Origin of the sequence: Rubripirellula tenax (assembly GCF_007860125.1) — a bacterium.
GTDB lineage: Bacteria > Planctomycetota > Planctomycetia > Pirellulales > Pirellulaceae > Rubripirellula > Rubripirellula tenax.
The window spans coordinates 12,340-34,972 of record NZ_SJPW01000012.1 but is presented as its reverse complement, the minus strand read 5'-3'; the positions used below and the strand labels follow the sequence as shown (position 1 = coordinate 34,972).

Genomic DNA, 22,633 nt, shown 5'->3' with positions numbered 1-22,633 from the left:
TTGAAGTACTGAGAACGAAGCCGTTCTGCCCATCGTGTGCAATCGCACGCCGGGGGGTTGGCTTACGGTGGAAACCTACAACACAACTGACGGTCAAGTGGATTAGGAAAGAGAAATTGGCGGCAACTTCGTCGGTTGTCTCTGTTGCGGGCGATAGAAAAATGGATTGATAACGGATGTTGCCGCCACACCACCGGCCGGACAATCGTCACGAAACGCACAATTGGCAACTTGGCGACGGTCGGCCCGGTGGCGGTGATTCTCTGTTTTTGCAACCGCAGCTACGATAGCGACGACGTCGCTGGGGTTTTGCGCCCGGTTGACGCAGAACCGGTGATCGCCAAGCTTGACGACTCCACCACGCCTCGCACTTCAACGGTAGACACTCATGGGACTTGGCATCGCCATCAAAGCCTTCACCTCAGCGCTGTTTGACGCTCAAAAGTCCGCTGACATTGCCGATTTGCTGGCCGGGAAAACGGCGCCACCTGCGATCGCCCCGCCCACGCCGGTCGCTCAACCCGCACCTGCCCCTGCGAAGCCCATCCGCGATTCGGCGGTCACGCTGCTGGCGACGTTGCAACGGGAATCACGCTTGCTGGATCTGCTGCAAGAAGACCTTGGCAAGTATTCCGACGCTCAGGTCGGTGCAGCCGCTCGTCCGTGTCTGGAACAGAGTGGTGGCGTTTTGAAACGACTGTTCGATATTCAACCCCTCGTCGAAGCCGCTGACGGAACCAACATTGACGTCGCGAGTGATTCGTCGCCGATGCGGTATCAATGGGTTGGCGAATCCAGCGGTACCTCGGGCAAAGTGATTCACCACGGCTGGGTGGCTACGAAAGTCGCGCTGCCGACTTGGACGGGAAACGAGAACGACGCTAACGTGATCGCGCCCGTGCAAGTTCAAGCGAACTAGTAACCAACGAATCTGGAACCTTTGATGACGTCTCGCTTTACCGTTGGCATTGACCTAGGTACGACAAACTCGGTGATCGCGTATGCGCCGATTCCGGACTCGAGTAGCGTCAAGAAACAATATTCTGCACCAGAGCTTAGGCTGCTTCCGATTCCCCAATTGGTCGGCCCCGGTCAAATCGAGGCGAGAAATTCGCTGCCCTCGTTTTTGTACCTGCCGCGTGACGGCGAGATCGAGTCGTTGAAAACGCCATTGGTCCAGGATCCGTCGCAGGGCGTTGCCGGTCACTACGCGCGTCAGCAATCGGCCGAGAATCCGCAGCGCGTTGTTGTTGCGGCGAAGAGCTGGCTGTGCAACGGCCGAACGGGCAGCACCGAAGCTGTTCTGCCATGGCAATCGCCCGACGAAGTCACCAAGGTTTCGGCGAGTGACTGCACGCAGCGATTTTTGTCGCACTTGGTCGCGGCTTGGCACGACGCGCATCCCGACGCTCCGATCGCCGATCAACAGGTCGTTTTGACGGTCCCAGCGTCGTTCGATCCGGCCGCACGTGAACTGACGCGACAAGCCGCCGTCGCGGCCGGTTTGCCCGCGGACTTTGTCTTGTTGGAAGAGCCGCAAGCCGCCGTCTATCACTGGTTGGCCGATCACGCGGTCGATTGGCGAAAGCAAATGTCGGCAGGCGATGTGTTGCTGGTCGTCGACGTTGGCGGTGGGACGACGGACTTGACGCTGGTGAGCGTCGAGCAGAGCGACGGCGATTTGAACTTGCGCCGATTGGCCGTTGGAAACCACCTGTTGTTGGGCGGCGACAATATGGACTTGGCGCTCGCTCACCATGTTGCGACGAAACTGCAAACCGAAGGCCACGATCTTGACCCTTGGCAAAGCGTTTCGCTTTGGCACGCGTGTCGTGACGCGAAGGAGCAGTTGCTTACCGCGGACGGACCCGAAGAACATACGATTTCGATTTTGGGCCGTGGCAGTTCGCTGATCGGCAACACGATCTCCACTCGCGTGACCGGGGACGAGGCACGCAGCCTGGTTGTGGACGGCTTCTTTCCGAACTGTGGAAAGGACGATCGGCCCCAACGCAATGTTGTTTCGGGTTTCCAAGACATCGGGTTGCCGTACGAAGCCGATCCGTCGATCACGAAACACGTTGCCGCGTTCTTGGCGGACCATGCGGACAAGGCATCCGCGCCGACACATTTGATCTTCAACGGCGGCGTGTTCCGCAGCAAAACGTTACAGCAGCGGATGCGACAAGTCGTTGAGAGTTGGTGTCCGTCTGCACCCACGTTGTTGGGCACGTCGGACGGTCTGGACAATGCCGTCGCAGTCGGAGCAACTTATTACGGTTGGTCGAAACGGTGCGGCGGAATTCGCATCCGTGGTGGAACGGCCAGGTCCTACTACATCGGGATCGAAACGGCCGGATTGGCGATTCCCGGCGCCCCAAGACCGATGCGAGCTTTGTGCGTTGCGGCACAAGGGATGGAGGAAGGTTCCGAGGCGGCAGTGCCGGGCGGAGAAGTCGGATTGGTCGTTGGTCAGTCTGCACGCTTCCGCTTCTTTTCGTCTTCCATGCGTAGCGACGATACTGTCGGAAAGACGCTCGATCGATGGACGCCGGACGAGTTGGTCGAAGGCCAACCGATCGAGTTGACGTTGACCAGCGAATCGACCAGCGACCCCAAGGGGGACGAACGATTCGTCCCCGTGCGTTTCGTCAGCCGAGTCACCGAGTTGGGGATGTTTGAACTTTGGTGTCATGCGTCTCGTAGCGATGACCAATGGAAAATGGAATTCAATACCCGCGAGGGTGACTAAAGTACGTCGTCGCAGCTTTGCCGACCCGAATCCCGTTGACACCGTCGATTATCTTGCCCAAACCGCACGCCTCGCCTGAAACCAACGCACCCGACGAAACGGCCTCGCGGTTCGTCGTCGGGATCGATCTTGGCACGACGAATTGCGCCATGGCTTTTGTGGATACTGAAGTATCCGATTGGGTCGTCGAAACCTTTGCGATCACTCAATGGGTCGACGTCGGCCAACTGGAAGCTCGCGAAACACTGCCGTCGTTTCACTACGAGCCGCCGATCGCGGAAGATATCGACGCGAAGTTGCCTTGGGAACCAAGCCGCGATGCATCTCGTTACCATGTTGGCGTGACTGCCCGAGACGGGGGCGCACGTCATCCGGGGCGGCGCATCGCTTCGGCCAAAAGTTGGCTGTCACATGACGGTGTTGATCGCTCGGCCGATTTCCTGCCGTGGCACGGCGACGCCGATGTGACTCGATTGTCACCGGTCGACGTTTCCGCACGCTACCTTTTGCATCTGCGTTCGGCCTGGGATCACGCGCACCCCGACGATCCACTCAATCGTCAAGACGTGGTGATCACGTTGCCTGCGTCGTTCGACGAGGTCGCTCGCGAGCTGACGATCCAGGCGGCCAAGCAAGCGGGACTGCGACGGGTCTATCTGATCGAAGAACCCCAAGCCGCATTCTATGCGTGGATTGATCGACATCGCGACGATTGGACCGATCGAGTCAGTTCGGGCCAGCTGATTCTGGTTTGTGACATCGGTGGCGGTACGACCGACTTGACCCTGATCCGAGTCAAGCCGGCGGGCGATGAAAGCGATCAAATCCAGTTTCACCGAGTCGCGGTCGGACGCCACCTGATTCTAGGCGGCGACAACTTGGATCTGGCTATCGCGAAGTTGGCTGAGTCAAAGTTGGCGGATTCGGGATTGGTTAATTCGCTTTCGTCGAACCAATGGGATCGCTTGATCGGCGCTTCGCGAAGCGTCAAAGAAACCATGCTGGCTGAATCTCGGCCCGACGCCTACACCATCAACCTGCCCGGCGAAGGGTCAAGCTTGCTTGCCGGTGCGGTCCAAACCGAATTGACCGCTGACGATGTCGACGCGGTCCTACTGCAAGGGTTCTTTCCGGATGTCGACTTGAGTGCTCGTCCGACACAAAGTCAAAGCGGGTTTCAAGAGTTCGGACTTCCGTACGCGTCCGACCCGGGCGTCACGCGGCATCTGGCCGAATTCCTGTCGCAGCACCGTCGCACCGGGCTGGAAGCATCCGATGATCAATCGGCTGATCGTCCTGATTTGGTTCTGTTCAACGGTGGTGTGATGGTGTCGCCGCGAGTGCGTGACCGGATCGTCGCATCCATGCAGCGATGGTTTGCACGCGACGGCGAATCATGGCGTCCCGATGTTCTTTCGTCCCCTCGACTCGATTTAGCGGTTGCCCAAGGCGCCGCCTACTATGCGATGGTTCGCCGTGGACAGGGGATCCGGATTGCCGCCAACCTAGGCCGATCGTATTACATGCAAGTCAGCGACGAGGATCCTTCGTCGGGAAAGCCCGCAACAGCGATCTGCTTGATCCCCGGCAGCGCCGAGCCTGGGCAACGATTTCGCGACGACCGGCATCCCCTGGAGCTACAAACCGGAGCACCGGCGCAGTTTCCGTTGTGGGTCAGCAGCACACGGTTGGCCGACAACGTAGGCGATCTCGTCGACATCGATCGTTTGCAGATGTCGGCGCTGCCTCCGATCTGTACCGCGCTGGTTCGAGGTCGGCGGCGGGACGAGTTGCAGATGAATGTGGTCATCGAGTCGGAGTTGTCCGAGATCGGTACCGTCGGTATGTTCTGCGTCGACGTCGATTCAGGAAAACGGTGGAAGCTAGATTTCGATATCCGCAGCACACTGGAAACCGACCGCGCCGCTCACGATGGCGTCGGTGAATCGGCGGGTATCGTCGATACAGAAACGATCGGGCAATGCGCAAATGCGATTTCCGCGACGTTCGGTGATAGCGCGGAAACAAAGCCCAACCGGATCGTCGACCAGCTACAGAAGCTGACCGAAACGAATCGCAACGGTTGGCCGCCGTCGCTATTGCGCGAGTTCTGGCAATTCCTGATGGACGATGAACCGGGGCGGCGAAAATCGCCGCAACACGAATCGCGATGGATCAATCTTGTCGGTTTCTGCTTACGTCCCGGATACGGCGTCGCCGTTGACGATTGGCGTGTCGCGACGACCTGGCGATTGCTGCACGGACGACTCGCTTTTGCGGCGGCTCAGTCACGGACGGAGTCTTTGATCCTTTGGCGACGGATCGCAGGCGGATTGACCGCGGGCCAGCAACAGCAGTTGGCGGCACCGCTGTTGGCCAGTTTGCAGGGTAAATCAGGCAAACTGGATACGCATGAGTCGGTCGAGATCTGGCGATTGCTCGGGTCGCTCGAACGTTTGCCAGTGGTGGACAAGATCCGACTGGGCGACATAGCGATCGAAGCGCTACCACGCAAGAAAAACGAAAGCCTGCGACCGGCACTGCTTTGGTCGATCGGCCGGCTCGGCAGCCGACAACCGGTCTATGGGCCGCTCAACACGACCGTGCCGGCCGACAAGGTCCAGTCGTGGATCGCGTCACTGATGACTGTCCAAATCGCAGAACCTCTGTTGCCGCTGACGATTGCACAACTGGGTCGCATGACGGGCGATCGCTATCGAGACGTTCCCGAGACGCTGCGCAGCGATGCAGCCGAGTTTCTTGAATCCAGCGATTCTTCGGCGCACTTGGTACAGTTGCTTCGTGACGGAGGATCATTTAGCCGCGACGAAGAAGCCGCCGTCTTTGGCGACTCGCTGCCACTGGGCATTCGATTGGTCCGCGGATGAACGACGGAGTCGATCGTACGTGTCGTCTCTATTCCTGAAAGTCTGAACCTTTGACCCAGCCCGCTTTTACGCTGGCGGGGTCTTTCATGTACGCTTCGTAAAAGCCTTTGTTTTTTTCGTCCGCCGATTCGTACTGTTCAAACACGTCGCCGTTGCCAAGCACGCGAGGATCGTTTTCGTCGCGCAGTGCGTCGGTCATCGTCACCATCATTTCCTCTCGCTCGCGGTCGTAGCGTTCCACCGAGGCCAAGTTTTTGACACAGTCGGGATCGGTTTCGACGTTGTACATTTCGATCGGCGGCCGTTTGCCAAAGTCTTCTTGCCAGTGGCGATCGTGATCGCGACCTTCGCGCAGCGCTGCGAGGATCTCCGTCTTTGTAGGACTACCGTCCGTATTGAGGTATCCCGTTTCGGGGTTGCCCGACGGCCATCGCGACGGTTCGTAGTTCTTGATCAACAGGAACGAATCTTTGATGATTCCTCGGATCGGGTAGCCGGCATCCATCGGACGGCCGATGTCGTGCCGCTCTTTCCCGATCAAAACGAAATCGCGATGAGGTTTGTCGGCTTTGTTTTTCAGTAACCCCAGCATCGACCTACCGGACGTCGGCGACATTCCGCTGGTGGACCAATCGATGCTCGCGACATCAAAAAACGTCGGTCCAAAGTCGATGAAAGAAACCAAGTCGTTGATTTGGCGTCCGGGTGAGACGATGCCGGTGGGCCACATAATGGCAAGTGGCAAGTGGTTGCTCATTTCGTACTCATTTCCCTTCACTCGGGGAAATGGCATTCCGTTGTCACTGGTAACAACGATCAGAGTGTTTTCCAACTCGCCGCGGCGCTGCAGTTCGTCAATCATGCGCCCCAAGTGCGTGTCGAAATGTTCGATCTCCATCGCATAGTCCAGCATGTCGGTGCGTGTGACATCGTTGTCGGGCCAGAAATCGGGGACGTGTTTGATGTCGTCGATCGACTTCCCCGCCTTCGTGGTTCCGCTGGCGTATTCATAGGCGCGATGCGGTTCAAAGCCTCCGTACCAAAAGAAGAACGGTTTCGTTGAATCGACGTCATCCAAAAAGTCGACAAAGTTCGCGGCGTAGTCCGTTGACGAAATACCACCGGCAGGAGGTTTTTGACGTCGCTTGCCGTATTTCTTTCCCGTCATTTGGCGAGGCTTTCCGTCGTCGGTCAAGGCAACGCCAGGGCCCCAGCCTTTTCCGGTCATGCCCGTGTGATACTTGTGGTCAGCGAACGCTTCCACGAACGATTTGAATTTTGGCGGAAAGGTACACCAGTGGTTTGCGGCGGCTTCGAGTTGCCAGGAGTTGCGGCCGGTCAGGATGCAACTTCGTGACGGCGCGCACTTCGCGTTGGGCGTATAGCAGCGATTGAACAACAGACCCTCGCGAGCAACACGGTCGAAGGCGGGCGTCTTGGTCCACTCGGTACCGTAGGCGCCCATGTGGGGGAACGATGCGTCGTCGGCGATCGCGAACAGTATGTTCGGTCGGTCGGGCTGGCGTGATTCGGCGGACACCGTTTGCCACGCTGTGCAAAGCGTCACGATGCCGAAAAGGAGACTAGCGATCTTGGTCGGATTCACTCGCGTGCGCTTTCATGGTTGTATGAAATGGCAACCTCAGAGCGAGTCAGCGGCACAAGGCGCCGCGTTTCTCAGGCCTCTTCGAACAGCTGCAGATCGGCAAAATCGTACGTGCCCGATGCGTGCGAATTTCGGCACTCGACGTAATACTGCCAATGATGACGTGTGAAGTTCCACGTCATTTCGGTGATCTTTCCGTCCTGTGTCGATTCCGGCAACTTCAACGTCACCTCGTCGAACAAATACAACTTGGGCGTCCCGATATGGTCGGGGTGCGGGTTCAATTTCTGGACAAGAGTCTTCAGTGCGAGTCGAAGGTTGTCGCGTGGTGACACGGTGTCTTCGTTGATGACCTCGACGCGTTCGGTGCGATGAGCGACGCGAACGGCCGCCGACGGTGCTCCCTCATCGGGCACGAAGCGATGCACCAAGACGTCTTTAGCGACGATAATCATGAGACTGCGCTTCCGTTGGGAGAGTGATCGCCGGTGTTACGCCGACTCCACGTTGCTGGGTTCGATCTTTCGTGCTTGCGCGAGCCCTTCAAACTGATGGCCCTTCTTCGGACCATATTCCGTAAGCGTCAGAATCTCGGGCCCGTCTTCGGTCATCAAGATCGAATGTTCGAATTGAGCGGAGGCACGACCGTCTTTCGTGCGAACGGTCCAGCCATCAACTTTGTCGCTTCGTGTGTATCGCGTTCCCGCGTTGATCATCGGTTCGACGGTAAAGCACATGCCCGGGTACAGGCGATCGATGCGACTTTGGCGATTCGGAAAGTGTGGGATCGAAGGGTCCAGATGAAATGACCTGCCCAATCCGTGGCCGACGTATTCTCGAACAACCGTGAAACCACGTCGATGCGATTCGGGGACAACTGTTTCCCCGATCGTGCTGACCCGACAACCGGGCGTCAGGGCGTCTATAGCCAGGTACAAGCAATCAAGGGCGCACTGCGTGACGGAGCGACGTTCTTCGGAAACATCGCCGATCAAGAACGTCTCGCTTTGATCGCCGTGCCAGCCGTCGACGATCGTTGTGATGTCCACATTCACGATGTCGCCATCACGAAGTTCGTAGTCATCGGGAATGCCGTGGCAGATCACGTCGTTGATGCTGGTACAGCAGCTCTTGGGAAAATTCTGGTACCCCAGCGTCGCCGGTACGTGGCCGTTATCGATGGTCCATGCGTGGATCAATTCGTCGATCGCAAGGGTCGTGATTCCGGCTTGGACGTGCGGTCGGATGTAGTCCATCAGCCGTGCGTTGACTCGGCCCGCACGCCGCATCGCGTCCTGCTGTTCGGACGTCAGGATTAGCTTCTTTTGCTTTGTCAGCATCGATTTCATTCTAGACAAGTTCCCGCTGGATCGATTCGCAACGTCACGTGCCGCTACGAAGTCCAGCGACCTGATGATGGACATGGACGTGGACAATGGACCTGGAAAAGAGGGTTGGCTCCGGTAGACGCCATCTTAACAGCCGGAAGTGGCTGGCCCAAGTCTTGTCAGCAGTAAACGATGGTGACGGCTGGATCGATCGTAATGCCTCGATCGGCTGCGAAAATACGTCCTAATTCGGTCGCAACTGCCCGATGGAACCAGAACTCACGCCAATAAATGGGGTTAAACGACCTGGGCGTTCGACGCGGCCATCCATTTGGCAGTCGAATCTGATTCCGGCATTCGTCTGTGAAAGCGGCGATTAAGATGTCCCGGAGCCGAACATTCTCTTCCGACCCGGTCTTTCCAATCAATATGAACGTGAAATTTCTCCATCCTTCCGCTCTGATTCTGGCGACGTGTTTCGCACTTGCGATCAATTCGGCAGCTGCCCAGGAAATCGCGGAGACTCAACAGGCCTCGGCCCCCCAAGACGACGCTGGTTCCCAGCCGCTTGTTTCCGATGTCGATCTGGTTCCAGCGACCGTCGCGGTCAGCGATGACGGGCTGCGGTTTAATTTCAACGGTGCAGACTGGAAATCGGTTTTGGAATGGTTTTCGGACCAAGCCGATTTGTCGTTGCAGTTAGACGCCATCCCGATGGGAACGTTCACGTTCACCGACCCGACTCGGTCGTACTCGTCCGAACAAGCACTGGATGTTCTGAACCTTTCGCTGATGAAGCGAGGATACTCGCTGGTTCGCCGCGGGCGTCTGTTGCAAGTGATCGACTTGGAAGTTGCCAACGCTGACAAACTGATCAGCGAAATTGCCGAATTGGTTAAGCCGGAACAACTTGACCAACGCGGTAAGAGCGACATTGTCAGTTCCGTTTTCCCGCTCGGAAGCCTGACGCCGACGGCCGCAAGAGAGGAGCTGGCGTTGCTGATCGGTCCCTGGGGGCGTGTCGTCGTCCTCGATAGTGCTCGCCAAGTCAAGGTAACCGAAACAGCTAGTAAGTTAATCGCAATCCGCGATCTGCTTCGCAACACATCAGTCGCCGATACGAACGTCGTTGAAATCGTCTTGAAGCATCGCGGCGCCGAAGAACTGCTCGAAATTGCACGTCCGCTTCTCGGACTCGAGTCGGGTGTCAATGCATCCGACGACGTCCGCATTTCGATCGGACCACTAGGCGACCGGATTTATGCAACCGGATTGCCAGGCAAAACGGGTTTGTTGGAATCGATCATTGCGAAGGCTGATCAGCCGCTCGCGATCGCCGCAGCCGGTGACGGTGTCGAAGTGACGCTGCCCAGTTTTCGTACTCACCGTGTCGAGAATGCGGACAGCGCGACTGTGTTCGATGTCTTGCAAACGTTGCTGGCGGGAACGCCTGACGCCCGCATCGCGATCGACCCAAAGACCAATGCCATCGTTGCTTTCGCGCGACCGGAAACGCACGAGATGATTACGAAGAGCATCGCCGAAATGGAAGGTAGCGGTCAAGAATTCAAGGTGCTCGATCTGCGTCGACTCGATCCGGCACAAGCCCTGCTGACCATCAATAAGTTCTTTGGTGTCACGGCCGAAGGCGGTGAAGGTCCCACCGTCGACGGTGATCCCACGACCGGAAAATTGTGGGTTCGCGGAACCGCGGCGGAAATCCGCCTAGTCGAACAGCTACTGGAGGAACTCGAAGGCGAGTCGCAGTTCGGTGACATGAACGAAAAAGTTCGCATCCTTCCCTACACCGGTCGCGCCGCCACGGATGCATTGAATCAAGCACAAGGCTTGTGGCCGATGATGGGACGCGAAAATCAAATTCGAACCATCGCTCCCGCGAGCGGCGGTGCCGGGAATGGATCTGGCGGCATTCCCGAACGGCGCGTGATCCGCGGCAATGAACCGATGCCAAGCCATGATCCCGAACCACCGACGATCGGTTCGGAAGCACGCCATCCTGCCGCGAAAGCCTCTGATCAAACGTTTGTGATGATGCAGAACGATGGCGGAATCGAACCATCGTCTGGCGATACTCAAACGTATTCGATTGGCGGCAAGGACATCATCGTCCAATTCACGCCCGCAGGAATGCTGATCGCCTCAGACGACGTCGAAGCACTCGATGCTTTCGAGAATCTAATGATTTCGCTCGCCGGCCCCTCGGCGGCACAGTCGAATTTGCCAACCATATTCTGGCTCAAGTATGTCAAGGCAGAAGAAGTCGCCGAACTGATTTCCAAAGTCCTGGGCGGCGCGGAGAGTTCTGTTTCTTCGGCCGTCGATTCGATGGTCGGCGGTTTCGGTGGCGGCATGCTCGGCGGATTGATGGGCTTGGGTGGTGGTGGCGGTGGTGAAACTTCATCGGCCAAATCGATTCTTACAGCGACAGGCTCCGTCAGCATGGTTCCCGATCCGCGATTGAACGCGTTGATCGTGCAAGCCGGTCCGACGGACATGCAGATGATCGAAATGATCCTTGAAAAGATCGACATCCAAGAGAGTCCCGAAGACATCGAAACGGCGGCCAAACCGTTGCTGATACCAGTGATTTACCAAGATGCGAAAGAAGTCGCTGATGTTGTGAAGGCTGTATTCGGTGACCGCATTGTCGGGCAAGAAAGTAGCAGCGGCGGTGGTGGACGAGGCGGCGGCGGAGGAGGCCAACCCTCGCCACAAGACTTCATCCAAGCGCTTCGCGGTGGTGGTGGACGAGGCGGCGGCAATGCCGAAACCGCAACCAGCACGCCGTCAAAGATTGGCATTGCCGTCGATGCGAAAAGCAACTCGTTGATCGTGATCGCGACACCTCAAGACTTCAATGAAGTTCGTGCGCTGGTGGAACAGTTGGACGAAGGCGGAATGACCACCGAAGAAACGATCAGCACGTACACCATGCGGGGTGCGATCAATCCAGACGTGCTGAAGTTGGCGCTCGAGTCGATATTGGGCACTCAAGCAAAATCGACTTCGTCAAAGTCGGATACCGGATCGTCTTCCTCCACTGCGTCTTCGTCGTCGCCAGGAGGCGACGCCGCTGCACAATCGGCAGCCGACATTCAGCGGCGAGTGGAATTTTTCCGATCGATTCGTGGCGGTGACACTGGCGGCGGAAGTCCGTTCGGTGGACGCGGCGGTGGCGGATCGCCATTTGGCGGCGGTGGTGGTGGCGGTGGTGGTGGCGGTCGTCCAGGCGGTGGCGGTGGCGGTGGCGGTCGAGGCGGTCGCTAAACGCGAATCCAATCATTCAAAACTTGAAACTGACAATAGAAAACGATCTTCCATGCATGCTGGCGAAATTCTTCGACGACGGGGTTTGTTGACTGATGACCAATTGAGTCAGAGTCTGCAAAAAGATCCGAGCGACGTTGTTCAAACGGCGGTGGCGCTCGGCTATGTCGATGAACGCGAAGCTCTGCGAGTGTTGGCCGAAGAAGTGGGCTTGGACTTTGTCGACCTGCGAGAAATCGATGTCGACCTGAAGGCGCTCGAAGGCTTTCCGCAAAAGCTGATCTATCGCAATTCGTTGTTTCCGATCGGATTCGAAGGCGATTCGATTTTGGTCGCCACCTCGGATCCGCTGGACCTGTATCCGTTGGATGAAGCCAGTTCGGCGACGGGTAAAAACATCATTCCTGTGGTCGCGGCGAACGACGAAATCGCACGGTTGATGAACCAGCACTTGGGCGTCGGTAGCGAGACGATCGAAGGCTTGATGGCCGCGAAGGGCCCCGAGGACGAAGTCGAACTGCTAGAACAGATCGAATCGGACGGCAGCGAACTGAGCGAGATGGCTCAAGAAGCGTCGGTGGTTCGTTTGGTGAACGAAATTCTGCTCGAAGCGATTCAGTCGCGGACCAGTGACGTTCACATCGAGTCGCAAGGCAGCGGATTGGTCGTTCGTTTTCGAATCGACGGGATCCTGCACACCCAGCCGACGCCTCCGGAAATCAATCGTTTTCAAGCGGCGATCATCAGCCGCTTGAAGATCATGGCCAGATTGAACATCGCCGAAAAACGATTGCCTCAAGACGGTCGAATCAAGCTTCGCGTTCACGGGCGAGACGTGGATATCCGGTTGAGCGTGATCCCGATGATCCACGGCGAGAGCCTGGTGATGCGGGTTTTGGACAAGTCGTCGATGAAGTTCGACTTGCAAGGTTTGGGAATGTCGCCCGACATCTTCCAGCGGTTCAGCAAGATCATCGAACTGCCTCACGGAATCATCCTGGTCACCGGTCCGACGGGTTCAGGTAAAACGACGACGCTGTACAGCAGCTTGCTGCAGATCCGTTCGCCGGCGACCAAGATCATCACGACCGAAGACCCCGTCGAGTATCAGTTGGACGGCATCAACCAAATTCAAGTTCACCCCAAGATCGGCTTGACGTTTGCGGCGTCGCTTCGCAGCATTTTGCGTCACGACCCCGACGTCGTTTTGGTCGGGGAAATTCGCGACTTGGAAACCGCCGAGAACGCGATTCAAGCTTCCTTGACCGGGCACTTGGTGTTTAGCACGTTGCACACCAACGACGCGTCGGGCGCGTTCACTCGGATGGGCGATATGGGCGTCGAGCCCTTTTTGGTAGCCGGAACGGTCGAAGCCGTGATGGCCCAGCGGCTGCTTCGTCGGTTGTGCAAACATTGCAAAGAACCGTTCACGCCCACCTCCGACGACGCGCCGCCGGACTTTGCGTGGGATAGCCTTGGCGATGGACAAATCTATCGCCCCGTCGGATGCCGCGAATGCCGCGGATTCGGATACAGCGGGCGAATGGGTATTTACGAATTGTTGGTCACCAACGATGACATTCGCCAGTTGGCCCAAGAGCGGGCTAGCAGTTGGGACATCCGTCGCGCCGCAGTGAAAAACGGAATGCGAACGCTGCGGATGGACGCATGGGATAAGGTCGTCGCGGGCGACAGCAGCGTCGACGAAGTCCTTCGCGTCACCAAGGGAGAGCAAATGTAAGCGGTTCAGCGCTAGCACACAGATTATCAAACGTGGGATAGGCTTCCAGCCTGTCGTTTCAGTCTTGACAGGCTGGAAGCCTATCCCACGTTTTTCGGTATTGAAACCCTGTTCAGTACCAAGTACGCGCCTAATCGATTTACCACCGTGCCTTCTTCTTTCCTGTTCCCTAAAACCTAACGCCCAAAAACTAACTCACTCCATGCCTGTCTTCTCCTACACCGCTCGCGACATGTCGGGCAAGCAGATCGTCGGGACGCTGGATGCGGCAAACGAGCGTGAGGCCGCCACGCAGTTGTCGGAACGGTCGTTGTTTCCGGTCGAAGTCAAAGACGCTTCGTCCGGATCGTCGATGGCGGTGCTCGGCGGCCGCAAGAAAAAGGTTAGCGGCCAAACGATGGCGATGTTCTATAACCAACTCGCTTCGTTGCTGCGCGCCGGCGTGCCGATGATTCGGTCGCTGACAGTGCTGTCAAACCAATCGGGCAGCGCAACGCTGAAGGAAGTGATCACCGACATCAAGGGCAAGGTCGAAGACGGCCAGACGCTAGGCGACGCGATGGCCCGGTATCCCAAAGTCTTTAGCGACATGGGATGCAATATGGTCCGCGCGGGCAGCGAGGGCGGATTTTTGGAAGATGCTCTCGAACGCGTCGGCGCTTTCACCGAATTGCAGGAAGATCTGAAGGGCCGAACGGTCAGCGCAATGGCGTACCCAATCTTTCTGTTCTCGGTCGGCAGCGTGGTGTTGTCAGCACTGTTGGTTTTCTTTGTGCCGAAGTTCGACATGCTGTTTGAACGGCTTCGTAAGAAGGGCGAAATGCCGGTGATGACGGAATGGTTGCTCAACTTCAGCAATTTTTTGCAAAGCTATGGTTGGATCCTACTGGTCGCCGCCGCCATCGGTCTTGTGATCGTCAACGCGAAGCTGAAATCGGAAGCTGGCAAAGAACTGGCCGACCGAGTGAAGTTGAAAATCCCCGTTCTGGGCGAAATTCTGATGAGCCTGGCGGTGGCCCGCTTCTGCCGCGTTTTGGGAACGTTACTTGGTAACGGTGTGCCGATTTTGCGATCGTTGGAGATTGCCGGGTCGGCGGCAGGCAATCGGTTGCTGTCGCGTTCGATCGCCGACGCGACCGAGAATATCAAGAGCGGTGAAAGTTTGGCGTCGCCGCTTCGCAACAGTGGCTATTTTCCGCAATCTGTCGCCGAAATGATCAGCGTCGGCGAGGAAAGCAACTCGCTCGATACGGTCCTGCCCGATATCGCCGACTCGCTAGAGAAGACGACTTTCCGGCGACTCGACCTGTTCGTGCGTTTGCTCGAACCGATGATGCTCTTGGTGATGGCCATTTTGGTACTCGGCGTCGTCATGGCGTTGCTGGTACCGGTGCTCAAAAGCAGCACGTCGCTTTAATCGAGTGTCGAATCGAATCCGCAAAGACTCGTTGACGAATCGGTTCACCGGTCACGAGTTTGTCGCTGCAAGTGCTATCAGCGCAATCAGGATCAGCAGCAACGTCGACCACGTGGCCACCCCAACTCGCATCGCTTTTTTGGCGCGATCTGCTTCCCACCATGTTCGCGGTCGGACGCCTTGCACTTGAAACGTCAACACGCCTGCAAGATTCACACAAATCACATTCGTTGCGACCAACATCAACGCGCCGACAGCCAATTCAATTTCGCCATTCGCCAAAAGCAAACCGAAAACCGCGAACGGCGGAAGCAACGCTACGGCGACCATGACACCTATCAACGCCGACGGCGCCCCCGCTGTGAATGCGAGCACACCGGCACATCCCGACGCCAACGCAAGCACGATGTCGCCACCCGACACGCTCGTTCGCGACGCAACCGCCGGCCCTTCGGGGTCGATCGCGAAGACCAGGCCGATGAACAACGACGCTGCTAACGCGATCGTCAGCCCAACCGCGTTTGCTTTGAGCGCCCGTCGTGCCAGCTCAATGTCCCCCAAGCATGTCGCAAAACACAACGACATGTTTGGCCCCAGAAGCGGCGCGATCACCATCGCGCCGATGATGATCGCCGTATCGTCGCGAATCAGTCCGACCGCTGCGACCATCGTGGCCAACACCACTTGGGTCGCGAAGACCCAGGAGATGTCGGCCGATTCCGCGATATCATGATACAGCTCTTCGCGACTGATCCGTTCGAACAATTTTGTTGATTGAACGCCACCGGTTGGTTCTTTCGATGGTTCGGCCGGACGCGGCAGCGTGGCTTCGATGGGCAACAAGATCACTCGGAAGCCATCCGTGTTTCCAAACCGATGTTCAAGGTCGTCCAACAACAATTCGGTTTGCTGAACGTCGACCAACATCCTGATCAGAGTCAAGTCGCCCGCCAATTGATCATCCCAGCGACCCAGCACACCGCCGACACTCGCCAATTCAGCAACGGCGTCGACCGAGGTCGCGGGGATCACTAGCTCGACGAGACGCAGCGCCATCCGGTTTGCCTTCGGGTAAAGGTGCTTGAGGAACGGTCAAATCGTTAGTCGCCCTGCCCGTCAGCAGCTAGCCTAACGAATTCAATCGACGAAACCATGCCAACTAGCTTTTTGTTGCTGTTTACGATCGGGATGTGATGCACCTGGTGCTTCAACATGAGATTTGCGACGCGGCCGAGCGTTTCATCCTGTCGGGCGGTGATCGGCACGCCAGACATCACCGCGGCGACTTCGTCGTTGCCAGCCGGTTGGTAGATAGACGCGAAAATAATGTTGAGCCCGCCTTGTGCGTCTTCGCTAACCGCGTCGAAAGCATAGACGCCAAGCACGCAACAACCAGCAAGGGCGAGTGCGATCACAACACGAGCGAACCAAAACTGAAGGTTTCGGCAGGCGAGCCAAATCAGTAAGTACGGCGCGGCGACTAGGCCAGCGACCGAAAGGACGAAAGCCGAAACGCCGCTCGAAAGTTTGAGCATCCAAAAAACGAAACCGAGTGCGGCGACCAGCGAAGCGACGCCAAGAATGCCCCCGAAGGATCATACGGATTTGTTTCGTGCAACGTGAGGTCGCTCCGAGAGCAGTGTCGGTTAGACGAATAGCGGTAGCGTAAACCAGGGAAGCGTGACGGGTGCGAAGGCGGTCACAAACCGAGGGCAACTGCCGGGACGGACCATAAGCTGCCTCAGGTTCATCGCAATCATCGTCCGCTTACCCCTTGCTGGAAATCAAGTGCCGCCCAAGGTTAGCTCAATGCGCCAGCGTCCGTTGATTCGGGTGAACCATATTTGGCCAGAAGACCTGCCATCCTTTTTTACTTTCCCCTTTGCCCTATCCGCGGACCTCTCTGTAATTTCCAAGGTTCGTTCTTCGTCCATGTGGTCCATTCCTCTTGGGTTCTCGCGTCGATCGAGATGAGTCATCATCTCGAGCACGAAGCGATCATTCTCATCCGCTGTTTGCAAAAGACGTTCCGCCTCAGTGATCCAGGCGTCCAACTCACCAGAATTCTGGCTTACGCTGCCTTCTGCTTTTGATTTCGCAAATGAAACGACCAAAGGTGCGGAAAACAGCAAACCAGTCGCTTGCGATTCTCTCGCTTCCGGAGTCATGCATTCAAACCAGGTCGCCCAGTCTCTTTGCGTTTGTGCTTCACTCCAACAAGCGAACAGTTCCTCAACGGTGCGGTCTTCTAGCTTGCTCGTTTTGCCTGCACTCGGAACGCAGCCAGAAACTGCCACCAAAACCACAAGCATCAACCTCAGATCTAAAGTCTGTATCGTGTTCATTTTTCGATTCCAAGGCGTGTATTAACGTTCGCTAGGCCAATGGTGTGCAAGCTCATCGCGGAAAGGAAGTTGCACCAGCCATTCTTGTAACGCGGTCGACAGCGATGCAACGTCGTAGTGTGGGATCCTGCTCTCATTGCTTCGAACCCACTGATAGAGCCCATTGTCCCACGGCAAGCAGCGGTCCGGATTGAACTCTGAAACCAATTCGGCATCATACCATCGGCATAGCTCGTAGAGCCCGTGTGGTTCGAGACAAATATATTTAAAAAGATCGTAATGCTGAAAAATCTTCCGACTCGCATTGATGAGCGCATCAAGACCTTGGGCAACTTGAACAGCGTCTGAATCCAGCAGTCCCCGCAGTGTCGCGTACATGCAACTGATGTACGTCTTCGGTTTCTTCCATGTCTCGTATTCATCGAGAGCATCCGCAAGGCGCTCGCGATCATGGCTAATGACCGCCGTGATGCCTGCATGCAGTAATTTCGCGGCCATTGGGCCAGTGATTGCACGTTGAGGCGTCACCGCCGTGTATCGTTGAACAAGCTCAATGTCACCAGACGCCAATGTCTTCAACAAATCATTTGCGTTGCACAAGAAACCGTCGTTTTCGTCGCGAGTGCCCCACCAAAAGCTTAATCGACCAAACGTGCTCGCCGCGCGTGCTAGCTCCTCCGGTCGATCCTCGTGAATACGCTTGGCGTAGCCGCGTTCCAATAACGCGTAGCCGCTCATGAGATGTTGCGTGGCGCGCGCGACATGCTGGTCGGATGACCAATCGACTTCACGTATTCGATTGACACCGAACAACTTTGGGAAATGCTTCTTCTGTTCGGCCGAGATGTACTCGTAAATCGACTGGTCCGTGCCATAGCTCTCCACCAGCACTTCGATGTCACGTCGATATCTTTCGGGCAGGGAGTCAATCATGGTTCAACTATGTAGACAAGCAATATTCATGGACGATAGTTGGCATCACCTGGCGAAAACAGAAGCGGCAATCTCTTTATGACGCTTGCAATTCATGCTCCGCTGCGTGCCGTGGCTACCTGCCGCAATCCGTTGCCTGGTAGTCGCAATAAAGCCAGAAGTCTTTCACGTCTCCGTTACGCAGCAGAGCATATCCGCATTCAGATCCGCTATCAAATTCCCAAAGTTCGCAAGACCGAAGATCCTTACCCTCCAACCACGTTGCAAGATGTTGCGCAGAGGTTCTCCGGGGACCGTCAACCAACCTCCAGAACAAAACAATCAGCCACAATCCCGTCAAGCCGAAGAACAACGTCGTAGCCAACCTCGACTTCCAGGTAGGTGGAATTACGCCATCGTCGCTGCTATCGAGTCTCGCCAGTGCGGCGGAAGCCGTCGTGGATCGCACCAGGTTCTTCGAGATTTCCGCGAAACGGTCTTGCGTCTGGTTACGGATGCGTATGTCGGACATCGGTAGACATCACCGAGCGGGGCGAGAAAGAGAAACGACTTTGAAACGTCTGTGAATTCGGCTCCAGTGCAAACCTTGGTCGCCTTCATTGCGACCGGATCATAACGTCAGGGCGGGTCCGTTGGCAGGAGCGATCTTCAGATGTTCGAGGTCAATTTGATTCGAGTCGAGGTTGATGGTCACCAGAAACTTAGCCAGTTTCACGTAATGAACGATTCGCCAATCGCAAAACGGCCTGGTTGAAGGAGCTCCAACCAAACTTTCGCCGTTCGATCAAGTGCAATTGGAATGACCGGACGTGTTCGGGTGTGGCATCGACCACTTCGGTGGCGCCGAGAAAGTCGGCGAATCGATCGATGTGGTAGGTGTAGGCATCGATGGTGGCTTGGGCGAAGTTTCGGATTTTCATGTCGCCGGCAACGCGGGCGGTGATTTCGTTGAGCCGGTTTTGATAAGGAGTCATGATGTGTTTCCAGGTTGAGAGCGTTGAAAGACACCAGCATGCATAGCGTTCTCAAAAGCGCAAGACTCTACAACCGGCCCCAGGCTCGGGATGCCGTCCGAAGCAACTTTGTAAGAAGACGACCGCGCACCAGCCCCAGAGCAACGACCAACTACAAGAAAAACGCCAACGACCCAAAGCGGCTATGCTTATCGTCCGGCAATAACCGGGTTAATTGATCGTAGCGGAGGCGGTAAAACGGCGAAGCCAACTGCCCAAGCGGAAATCACAAAACTCCGGTTCATCGACATGGTTACCCCCCGTGTGAATTCAGCTCCGAATCGAAACATTTGGACGGTGTTGGAACGTATTGGCTGGTGTTCGGAATTGGAGTTTTACGCGCGGGCGGTCATTGAGTGCGGTGACCGCCGTCTGGTTCGCTCGCTCGTCCGCTGGTGCTTGGGGGGCTAATGCCACGCAGTTTGCTTCGAGCGGCTCGACTTTCAATCGCGTTTCGAAATGCGATTTTCTTTAAGAATCGAATGCTGCGTTTCGGCTTTGAATTCACAATCATTTGATTTCGTACTCGCGGGCGTCGCTGCCGATGCGGCGGGGAAGTCGTGAAAAGACTGACTTCAAATAGGTTCGCGGAGGGATGTGCAACGCGTTCGCGTTCGTTGAACCGCTTGGCGCTTGGCGCGAGGTTCATGTCAGTACGACCAAAAAGGCGATCGACTGGGCGGGCGACGTTCAGTGGCTCGTCGGTCACCGACGCGATGTAAACGCAGAACGAATCACATTGGTTAGGCACCCACTGTACCGGATCGCGCCATGCGGCTTCGTCCACATCCACCAAACGATCGCCTGTATTGATTTCATGAATTGCCAGCCAACCGCCGACCATGACGGCAAGCACGAACCAAGTCGGCCCCATCTTGGCGATCAAGTGAAGCACTCCATGTTTCGCTTTCAAAGATTCCTTGAGTGTGGATGTTTCGGGGGCGATGGACATCAAGTATCGCTATGGAAATGGTCGTCGAAGTCAACTTTGGTCCTTTCTAATGCACGAACCATGCCATGTGCTGAAATCCAGTGATTCGACATAAAAGAGCTTCGTAGCGTGCCAACGGCATTTCGCAAGAGAAAGACTTTCACCATCGCTGTGGAAACAATCTGTCCACACGTCGCATGGCGGCTCTTTGCGTGTCACGGCAGGTTTTGATGACCCGATCGGACGCCTTTGCCCGGTACAGCTGCGACAACCGATGCAAATCCAACCTCGATATGAATTTACCTGTCAGGTAAAGCCGTTTTGATGGAGGTCGGTGGGTAGGGAATTACGCTGATGTCCATGAAGGGGCAACATCATAAAACTGTCGGGCACGGATCACGATCCAATGCCTTTCGTCACCAGCGATTCTGGCAAATCGCGGCGTTCTTGTTTGCTTGCTCGGCGCCGGAGCTCTGCCAAGGCCAGATCGCCCAACAGAGGTTTACCGTCACGGTGCCCGAGGGCGTTGGATTGACGACACCTTCGCAAGCCGATGTCGATTTGGAACTGGTTCCAGGGACCAACGCGTTCCCACAGCAGACCTGGGGCATTCGCAGCAACAGCCAATCGGGCGTCGTTGTCGGGTTTGCGGTCGAGTCCGCATTCGCACACCAAACGATCCCGACGATCAAAGTCGATGCCGGATTGGATGTGTCGGTTCCCAACCGAACGGGCGCGGCGAATTGGCAGATAACCAAATCCAGCGATCAGTCTTCGGTAGCGGATGGCGACGAAACCGCCGTCGTGCAGGTCGTTGCCGATGGTGCTGGAACGGCCGAAGTAGGACTCGTCCTGAAATTCATTCTGCCGGCTTTGGATGAAGTTCCCGTCGGAAAGTATTCCACCGACGTCGTTTGCACCATCACGATTCCGTGACCAAGCCATCGCGTCACGCGATCAGATCGTGAATCACTTTGCCACCAAACTGACTCAGTTGTTTGAAGCGTCCCGCGTGGTAGTACGTCAGCTTGTTGTCATCGAGACCTAGCAGTCGTAGCAGCGTGCAATGAAAGTCGCGGACGTGATGTACGTTCTCAACGGCATTCGTTCCCGTCTCGTCGGTAGCGCCAATCGTGTGCCCAGCATTGCAACCGCCACCGGCCATCCAGATCGTCATGGCATTCGGATTGTGGTCACGTCCGTACGCGACGCCGCCGCGGACGCCGTTGTCGGGCGTGCGACCGAATTCGCCACACCAAACGATCAATGTGCTGTCGAGCAATCCACGCTGCTTCAGGTCGGTGATCAGTGCCGCGATCGGTTGGTCGACGCCGCGAACCAGGTTCCCGTGGGCGCGCTCGATGTAGTCATGGCTGTCCCATGACCCGTTGTAGAGCTGGACAAAACGCACTCCCTTTTCGACCATTTTTCGCGCCAGTAAACACTTGCGGCCGAAAGAGTCCGTGGCACCGCCACCAATTCCGTACATCGCTAGCGTCTTAGCATCCTCACCAGACAAGTCGACGGCGTCCGGCACTTCCATCTGCATTCGGAAGGCAAGTTCGTAGCTTTCCATTCGCGCGTTCAGATCATCGTGGTCGGGATGTTTTGCCGCGTGATCAGCGTTGACCTGACTTAGGAAGTCAAGGTTCGCCCTTTGCCGCGCCGATGTAATTCCCGGTGGTGGCTGTAGATCAAGAATCGGCGAGCCCTTTGCGCGAAGCGGCGTACCTTGATAGAAGGCTGGTAAGTAGCCGTTGCTCCAATTTGCTGCACCGCCTTGAGGATAAGACACCTCGGGCAGCACCAGGAATCCGGGAAGGTTCTGATTCTCGCTGCCAAGCCCGTAAGTCACCCACGATCCGATCCCCGGGTCACCACCGAAACGATCGCCGCAGTTCATCTGATACATCGCCGTCGGGTGATTGACACTGTCGACCTGACAACCGCGATAGAAACACAACTCATCGGCGACGGAGGAAAGGTGGCTCCAATTGTCTGCCATCGCGGCTCCACTTTCGCCGTACTTCGCGAACTTGAACGGGCTAGCGACGTAATATCGTTTGCCACTCTCCATCGCTGATTTCATCTCTCCCTCGCGCGTGAACTCTTTCAAGTGCAACTTATCGAGTGCCGGCTTAGGATCGAATGTATCGATATGCGAAGGGCCGCCCTCCATCATCAAGAAGATGCAGTTTTTTGCCTTGGCAGGAAAGTGTCCGATCTTGGGCGACATCGGGCCTTCGGCGCCGTCCGATGATCTGGCGTCTTGGGCAAGCATGGCCTCGGTTGACCGCGCGTCCTGGGCAAGCAAGGCCGCCGATGCGATGCCACCCAGCGATGTGCCAAGCCGGAAAAGACTCTCGCGCCGATTGATCTGGTTCATGGTTC

17 protein-coding genes are annotated in these 22,633 nt (G+C 56.6%); 7 read left to right on the top strand and 10 right to left on the bottom strand.

Annotated elements, in window-relative coordinates; genetic code table 11:
- Positions 1-388 precede the first annotated feature (388 nt).
- The 3 genes from Poly51_RS28990 to Poly51_RS28980 are packed head-to-tail and all read left to right on the top strand — an operon-like array spanning position 389 to position 5,640.
- The gene (locus Poly51_RS28990; protein ID WP_146462456.1) at positions 389-919 is read left to right on the top strand and encodes a DUF2760 domain-containing protein; all 531 of its coding nucleotides are present in this window, start codon (positions 389-391) and stop codon (positions 917-919) included.
- Positions 920-943: 24 nt separating this feature from the next.
- Positions 944-2,752 (top strand): Hsp70 family protein, encoded by a 1,809-nt coding sequence (locus tag Poly51_RS28985; protein ID WP_222435950.1) that lies wholly within the window; start codon positions 944-946, stop codon positions 2,750-2,752.
- Between the two features lie 35 nt (positions 2,753-2,787).
- Positions 2,788-5,640, top strand: a complete 2,853-nt coding sequence (locus Poly51_RS28980; protein WP_246114851.1) for a hsp70 family protein — start codon at positions 2,788-2,790, stop codon at positions 5,638-5,640.
- 28 nt (positions 5,641-5,668) lie between these two features.
- Here the strand turns inward: Poly51_RS28980 and Poly51_RS28975 are convergent, their stop codons facing one another.
- The 3 genes from Poly51_RS28975 to map all read right to left on the bottom strand — a co-directional run bounded on the left by Poly51_RS28975 (position 5,669) and on the right by map (position 8,586).
- Entirely contained in the window at positions 5,669-7,246 is a 1,578-nt protein-coding gene (locus tag Poly51_RS28975) for a sulfatase family protein (protein ID WP_146462454.1), read from the bottom strand.
- Between the two features lie 71 nt (positions 7,247-7,317).
- Entirely contained in the window at positions 7,318-7,701 is a 384-nt protein-coding gene (locus Poly51_RS28970) for a hypothetical protein (protein WP_146462453.1), read from the bottom strand.
- 36 nt (positions 7,702-7,737) lie between these two features.
- Positions 7,738-8,586: a type I methionyl aminopeptidase gene (gene map / locus Poly51_RS28965; protein WP_146462452.1), complete on the bottom strand. Its 849-nt coding sequence runs from the start codon at positions 8,584-8,586 to the stop codon at positions 7,738-7,740.
- Positions 8,587-9,009: 423 nt separating this feature from the next.
- Here map and Poly51_RS31655 point away from each other — a divergent pair, with 423 nt between their 5' ends.
- The 3 genes from Poly51_RS31655 (at position 9,010) to Poly51_RS28950 (ending at position 15,020) form a co-directional block, all read left to right on the top strand.
- Positions 9,010-11,862: a secretin N-terminal domain-containing protein gene (locus Poly51_RS31655; RefSeq protein ID WP_261344146.1), complete on the top strand. Its 2,853-nt coding sequence runs from the start codon at positions 9,010-9,012 to the stop codon at positions 11,860-11,862.
- Positions 11,863-11,914: 52 nt separating this feature from the next.
- A complete protein-coding gene (locus Poly51_RS28955; RefSeq protein WP_146462484.1) occupies positions 11,915-13,603 on the top strand; it encodes a GspE/PulE family protein in 1,689 nt (562 codons plus the stop codon).
- Positions 13,604-13,805: 202 nt separating this feature from the next.
- On the top strand, positions 13,806-15,020 hold the full coding sequence (locus Poly51_RS28950; RefSeq protein ID WP_146462451.1) for a type II secretion system F family protein: 1,215 nt from the start codon (positions 13,806-13,808) through the stop codon (positions 15,018-15,020).
- Between the two features lie 51 nt (positions 15,021-15,071).
- Here Poly51_RS28950 and Poly51_RS28945 read toward each other — a convergent pair whose 3' ends face one another.
- The 6 genes from Poly51_RS28945 to Poly51_RS28920 all read right to left on the bottom strand — a co-directional run bounded on the left by Poly51_RS28945 (position 15,072) and on the right by Poly51_RS28920 (position 20,263).
- Positions 15,072-16,076: a TIGR00341 family protein gene (locus tag Poly51_RS28945; protein WP_146462450.1), complete on the bottom strand. Its 1,005-nt coding sequence runs from the start codon at positions 16,074-16,076 to the stop codon at positions 15,072-15,074.
- 44 nt (positions 16,077-16,120) lie between these two features.
- Positions 16,121-16,555, bottom strand: coding sequence for a CBS domain-containing protein (locus tag Poly51_RS28940; protein ID WP_146462449.1), 435 nt, complete (start codon positions 16,553-16,555; stop codon positions 16,121-16,123).
- A 249-nt stretch (positions 16,556-16,804) separates the two neighbouring features.
- Complete coding sequence (locus tag Poly51_RS28935) at positions 16,805-17,365, bottom strand: hypothetical protein (RefSeq protein WP_146462448.1); 561 nt, start codon at positions 17,363-17,365, stop codon at positions 16,805-16,807.
- 21 nt (positions 17,366-17,386) lie between these two features.
- Positions 17,387-18,298, bottom strand: a complete 912-nt coding sequence (locus tag Poly51_RS28930; protein ID WP_146462447.1) for a hypothetical protein — start codon at positions 18,296-18,298, stop codon at positions 17,387-17,389.
- A gap of 701 nt (positions 18,299-18,999) precedes the next feature.
- On the bottom strand, positions 19,000-19,272 hold the full coding sequence (locus Poly51_RS28925; RefSeq protein ID WP_146462446.1) for a phage integrase N-terminal SAM-like domain-containing protein: 273 nt from the start codon (positions 19,270-19,272) through the stop codon (positions 19,000-19,002).
- A 388-nt stretch (positions 19,273-19,660) separates the two neighbouring features.
- Positions 19,661-20,263: a hypothetical protein gene (locus Poly51_RS28920; RefSeq protein WP_146462445.1), complete on the bottom strand. Its 603-nt coding sequence runs from the start codon at positions 20,261-20,263 to the stop codon at positions 19,661-19,663.
- A gap of 333 nt (positions 20,264-20,596) precedes the next feature.
- Between Poly51_RS28920 and Poly51_RS28915 the strand changes: the two genes are divergently transcribed.
- The gene (locus Poly51_RS28915; RefSeq protein ID WP_146462444.1) at positions 20,597-21,178 is read left to right on the top strand and encodes a hypothetical protein; all 582 of its coding nucleotides are present in this window, start codon (positions 20,597-20,599) and stop codon (positions 21,176-21,178) included.
- A 13-nt stretch (positions 21,179-21,191) separates the two neighbouring features.
- Here Poly51_RS28915 and Poly51_RS28910 read toward each other — a convergent pair whose 3' ends face one another.
- Positions 21,192-22,628, bottom strand: a complete 1,437-nt coding sequence (locus tag Poly51_RS28910) for a DUF1501 domain-containing protein (protein WP_146462443.1) — start codon at positions 22,626-22,628, stop codon at positions 21,192-21,194.
- Positions 22,629-22,633 lie beyond the last annotated feature (5 nt).

What these genes read in the sequence shown, in the direction of transcription:
- Poly51_RS28955 (WP_146462484.1), top strand. Translation starts at nt 11,915, where the DNA reads ATGCATGCTGGCGAAATTCTTCGACGACGGGGTTTGTTGACTGATGAC.
- Poly51_RS28910 (WP_146462443.1), bottom strand. Translation starts at nt 22,628, where the DNA reads ATGAACCAGATCAATCGGCGCGAGAGTCTTTTCCGGCTTGGCACATCG.
- Poly51_RS28940 (WP_146462449.1), bottom strand. Translation starts at nt 16,555, where the DNA reads ATGCTCAAACTTTCGAGCGGCGTTTCGGCTTTCGTCCTTTCGGTCGCT.
- Poly51_RS28935 (WP_146462448.1), bottom strand. Translation starts at nt 17,365, where the DNA reads ATGAACACGATACAGACTTTAGATCTGAGGTTGATGCTTGTGGTTTTG.
- Poly51_RS28985 (WP_222435950.1), top strand. Translation starts at nt 944, where the DNA reads ATGACGTCTCGCTTTACCGTTGGCATTGACCTAGGTACGACAAACTCG.
- Poly51_RS28950 (WP_146462451.1), top strand. Translation starts at nt 13,806, where the DNA reads ATGCCTGTCTTCTCCTACACCGCTCGCGACATGTCGGGCAAGCAGATC.
- Poly51_RS28915 (WP_146462444.1), top strand. Translation starts at nt 20,597, where the DNA reads ATGTCCATGAAGGGGCAACATCATAAAACTGTCGGGCACGGATCACGA.
- Poly51_RS28925 (WP_146462446.1), bottom strand. Translation starts at nt 19,272, where the DNA reads ATGACTCCTTATCAAAACCGGCTCAACGAAATCACCGCCCGCGTTGCC.
- map (WP_146462452.1), bottom strand. Translation starts at nt 8,586, where the DNA reads ATGCTGACAAAGCAAAAGAAGCTAATCCTGACGTCCGAACAGCAGGAC.
- Poly51_RS28945 (WP_146462450.1), bottom strand. Translation starts at nt 16,076, where the DNA reads ATGGCGCTGCGTCTCGTCGAGCTAGTGATCCCCGCGACCTCGGTCGAC.
- Poly51_RS28930 (WP_146462447.1), bottom strand. Translation starts at nt 18,298, where the DNA reads ATGATTGACTCCCTGCCCGAAAGATATCGACGTGACATCGAAGTGCTG.
- Poly51_RS28920 (WP_146462445.1), bottom strand. Translation starts at nt 20,263, where the DNA reads ATGTCCATCGCCCCCGAAACATCCACACTCAAGGAATCTTTGAAAGCG.
- Poly51_RS28970 (WP_146462453.1), bottom strand. Translation starts at nt 7,701, where the DNA reads ATGATTATCGTCGCTAAAGACGTCTTGGTGCATCGCTTCGTGCCCGAT.
- Poly51_RS28990 (WP_146462456.1), top strand. Translation starts at nt 389, where the DNA reads ATGGGACTTGGCATCGCCATCAAAGCCTTCACCTCAGCGCTGTTTGAC.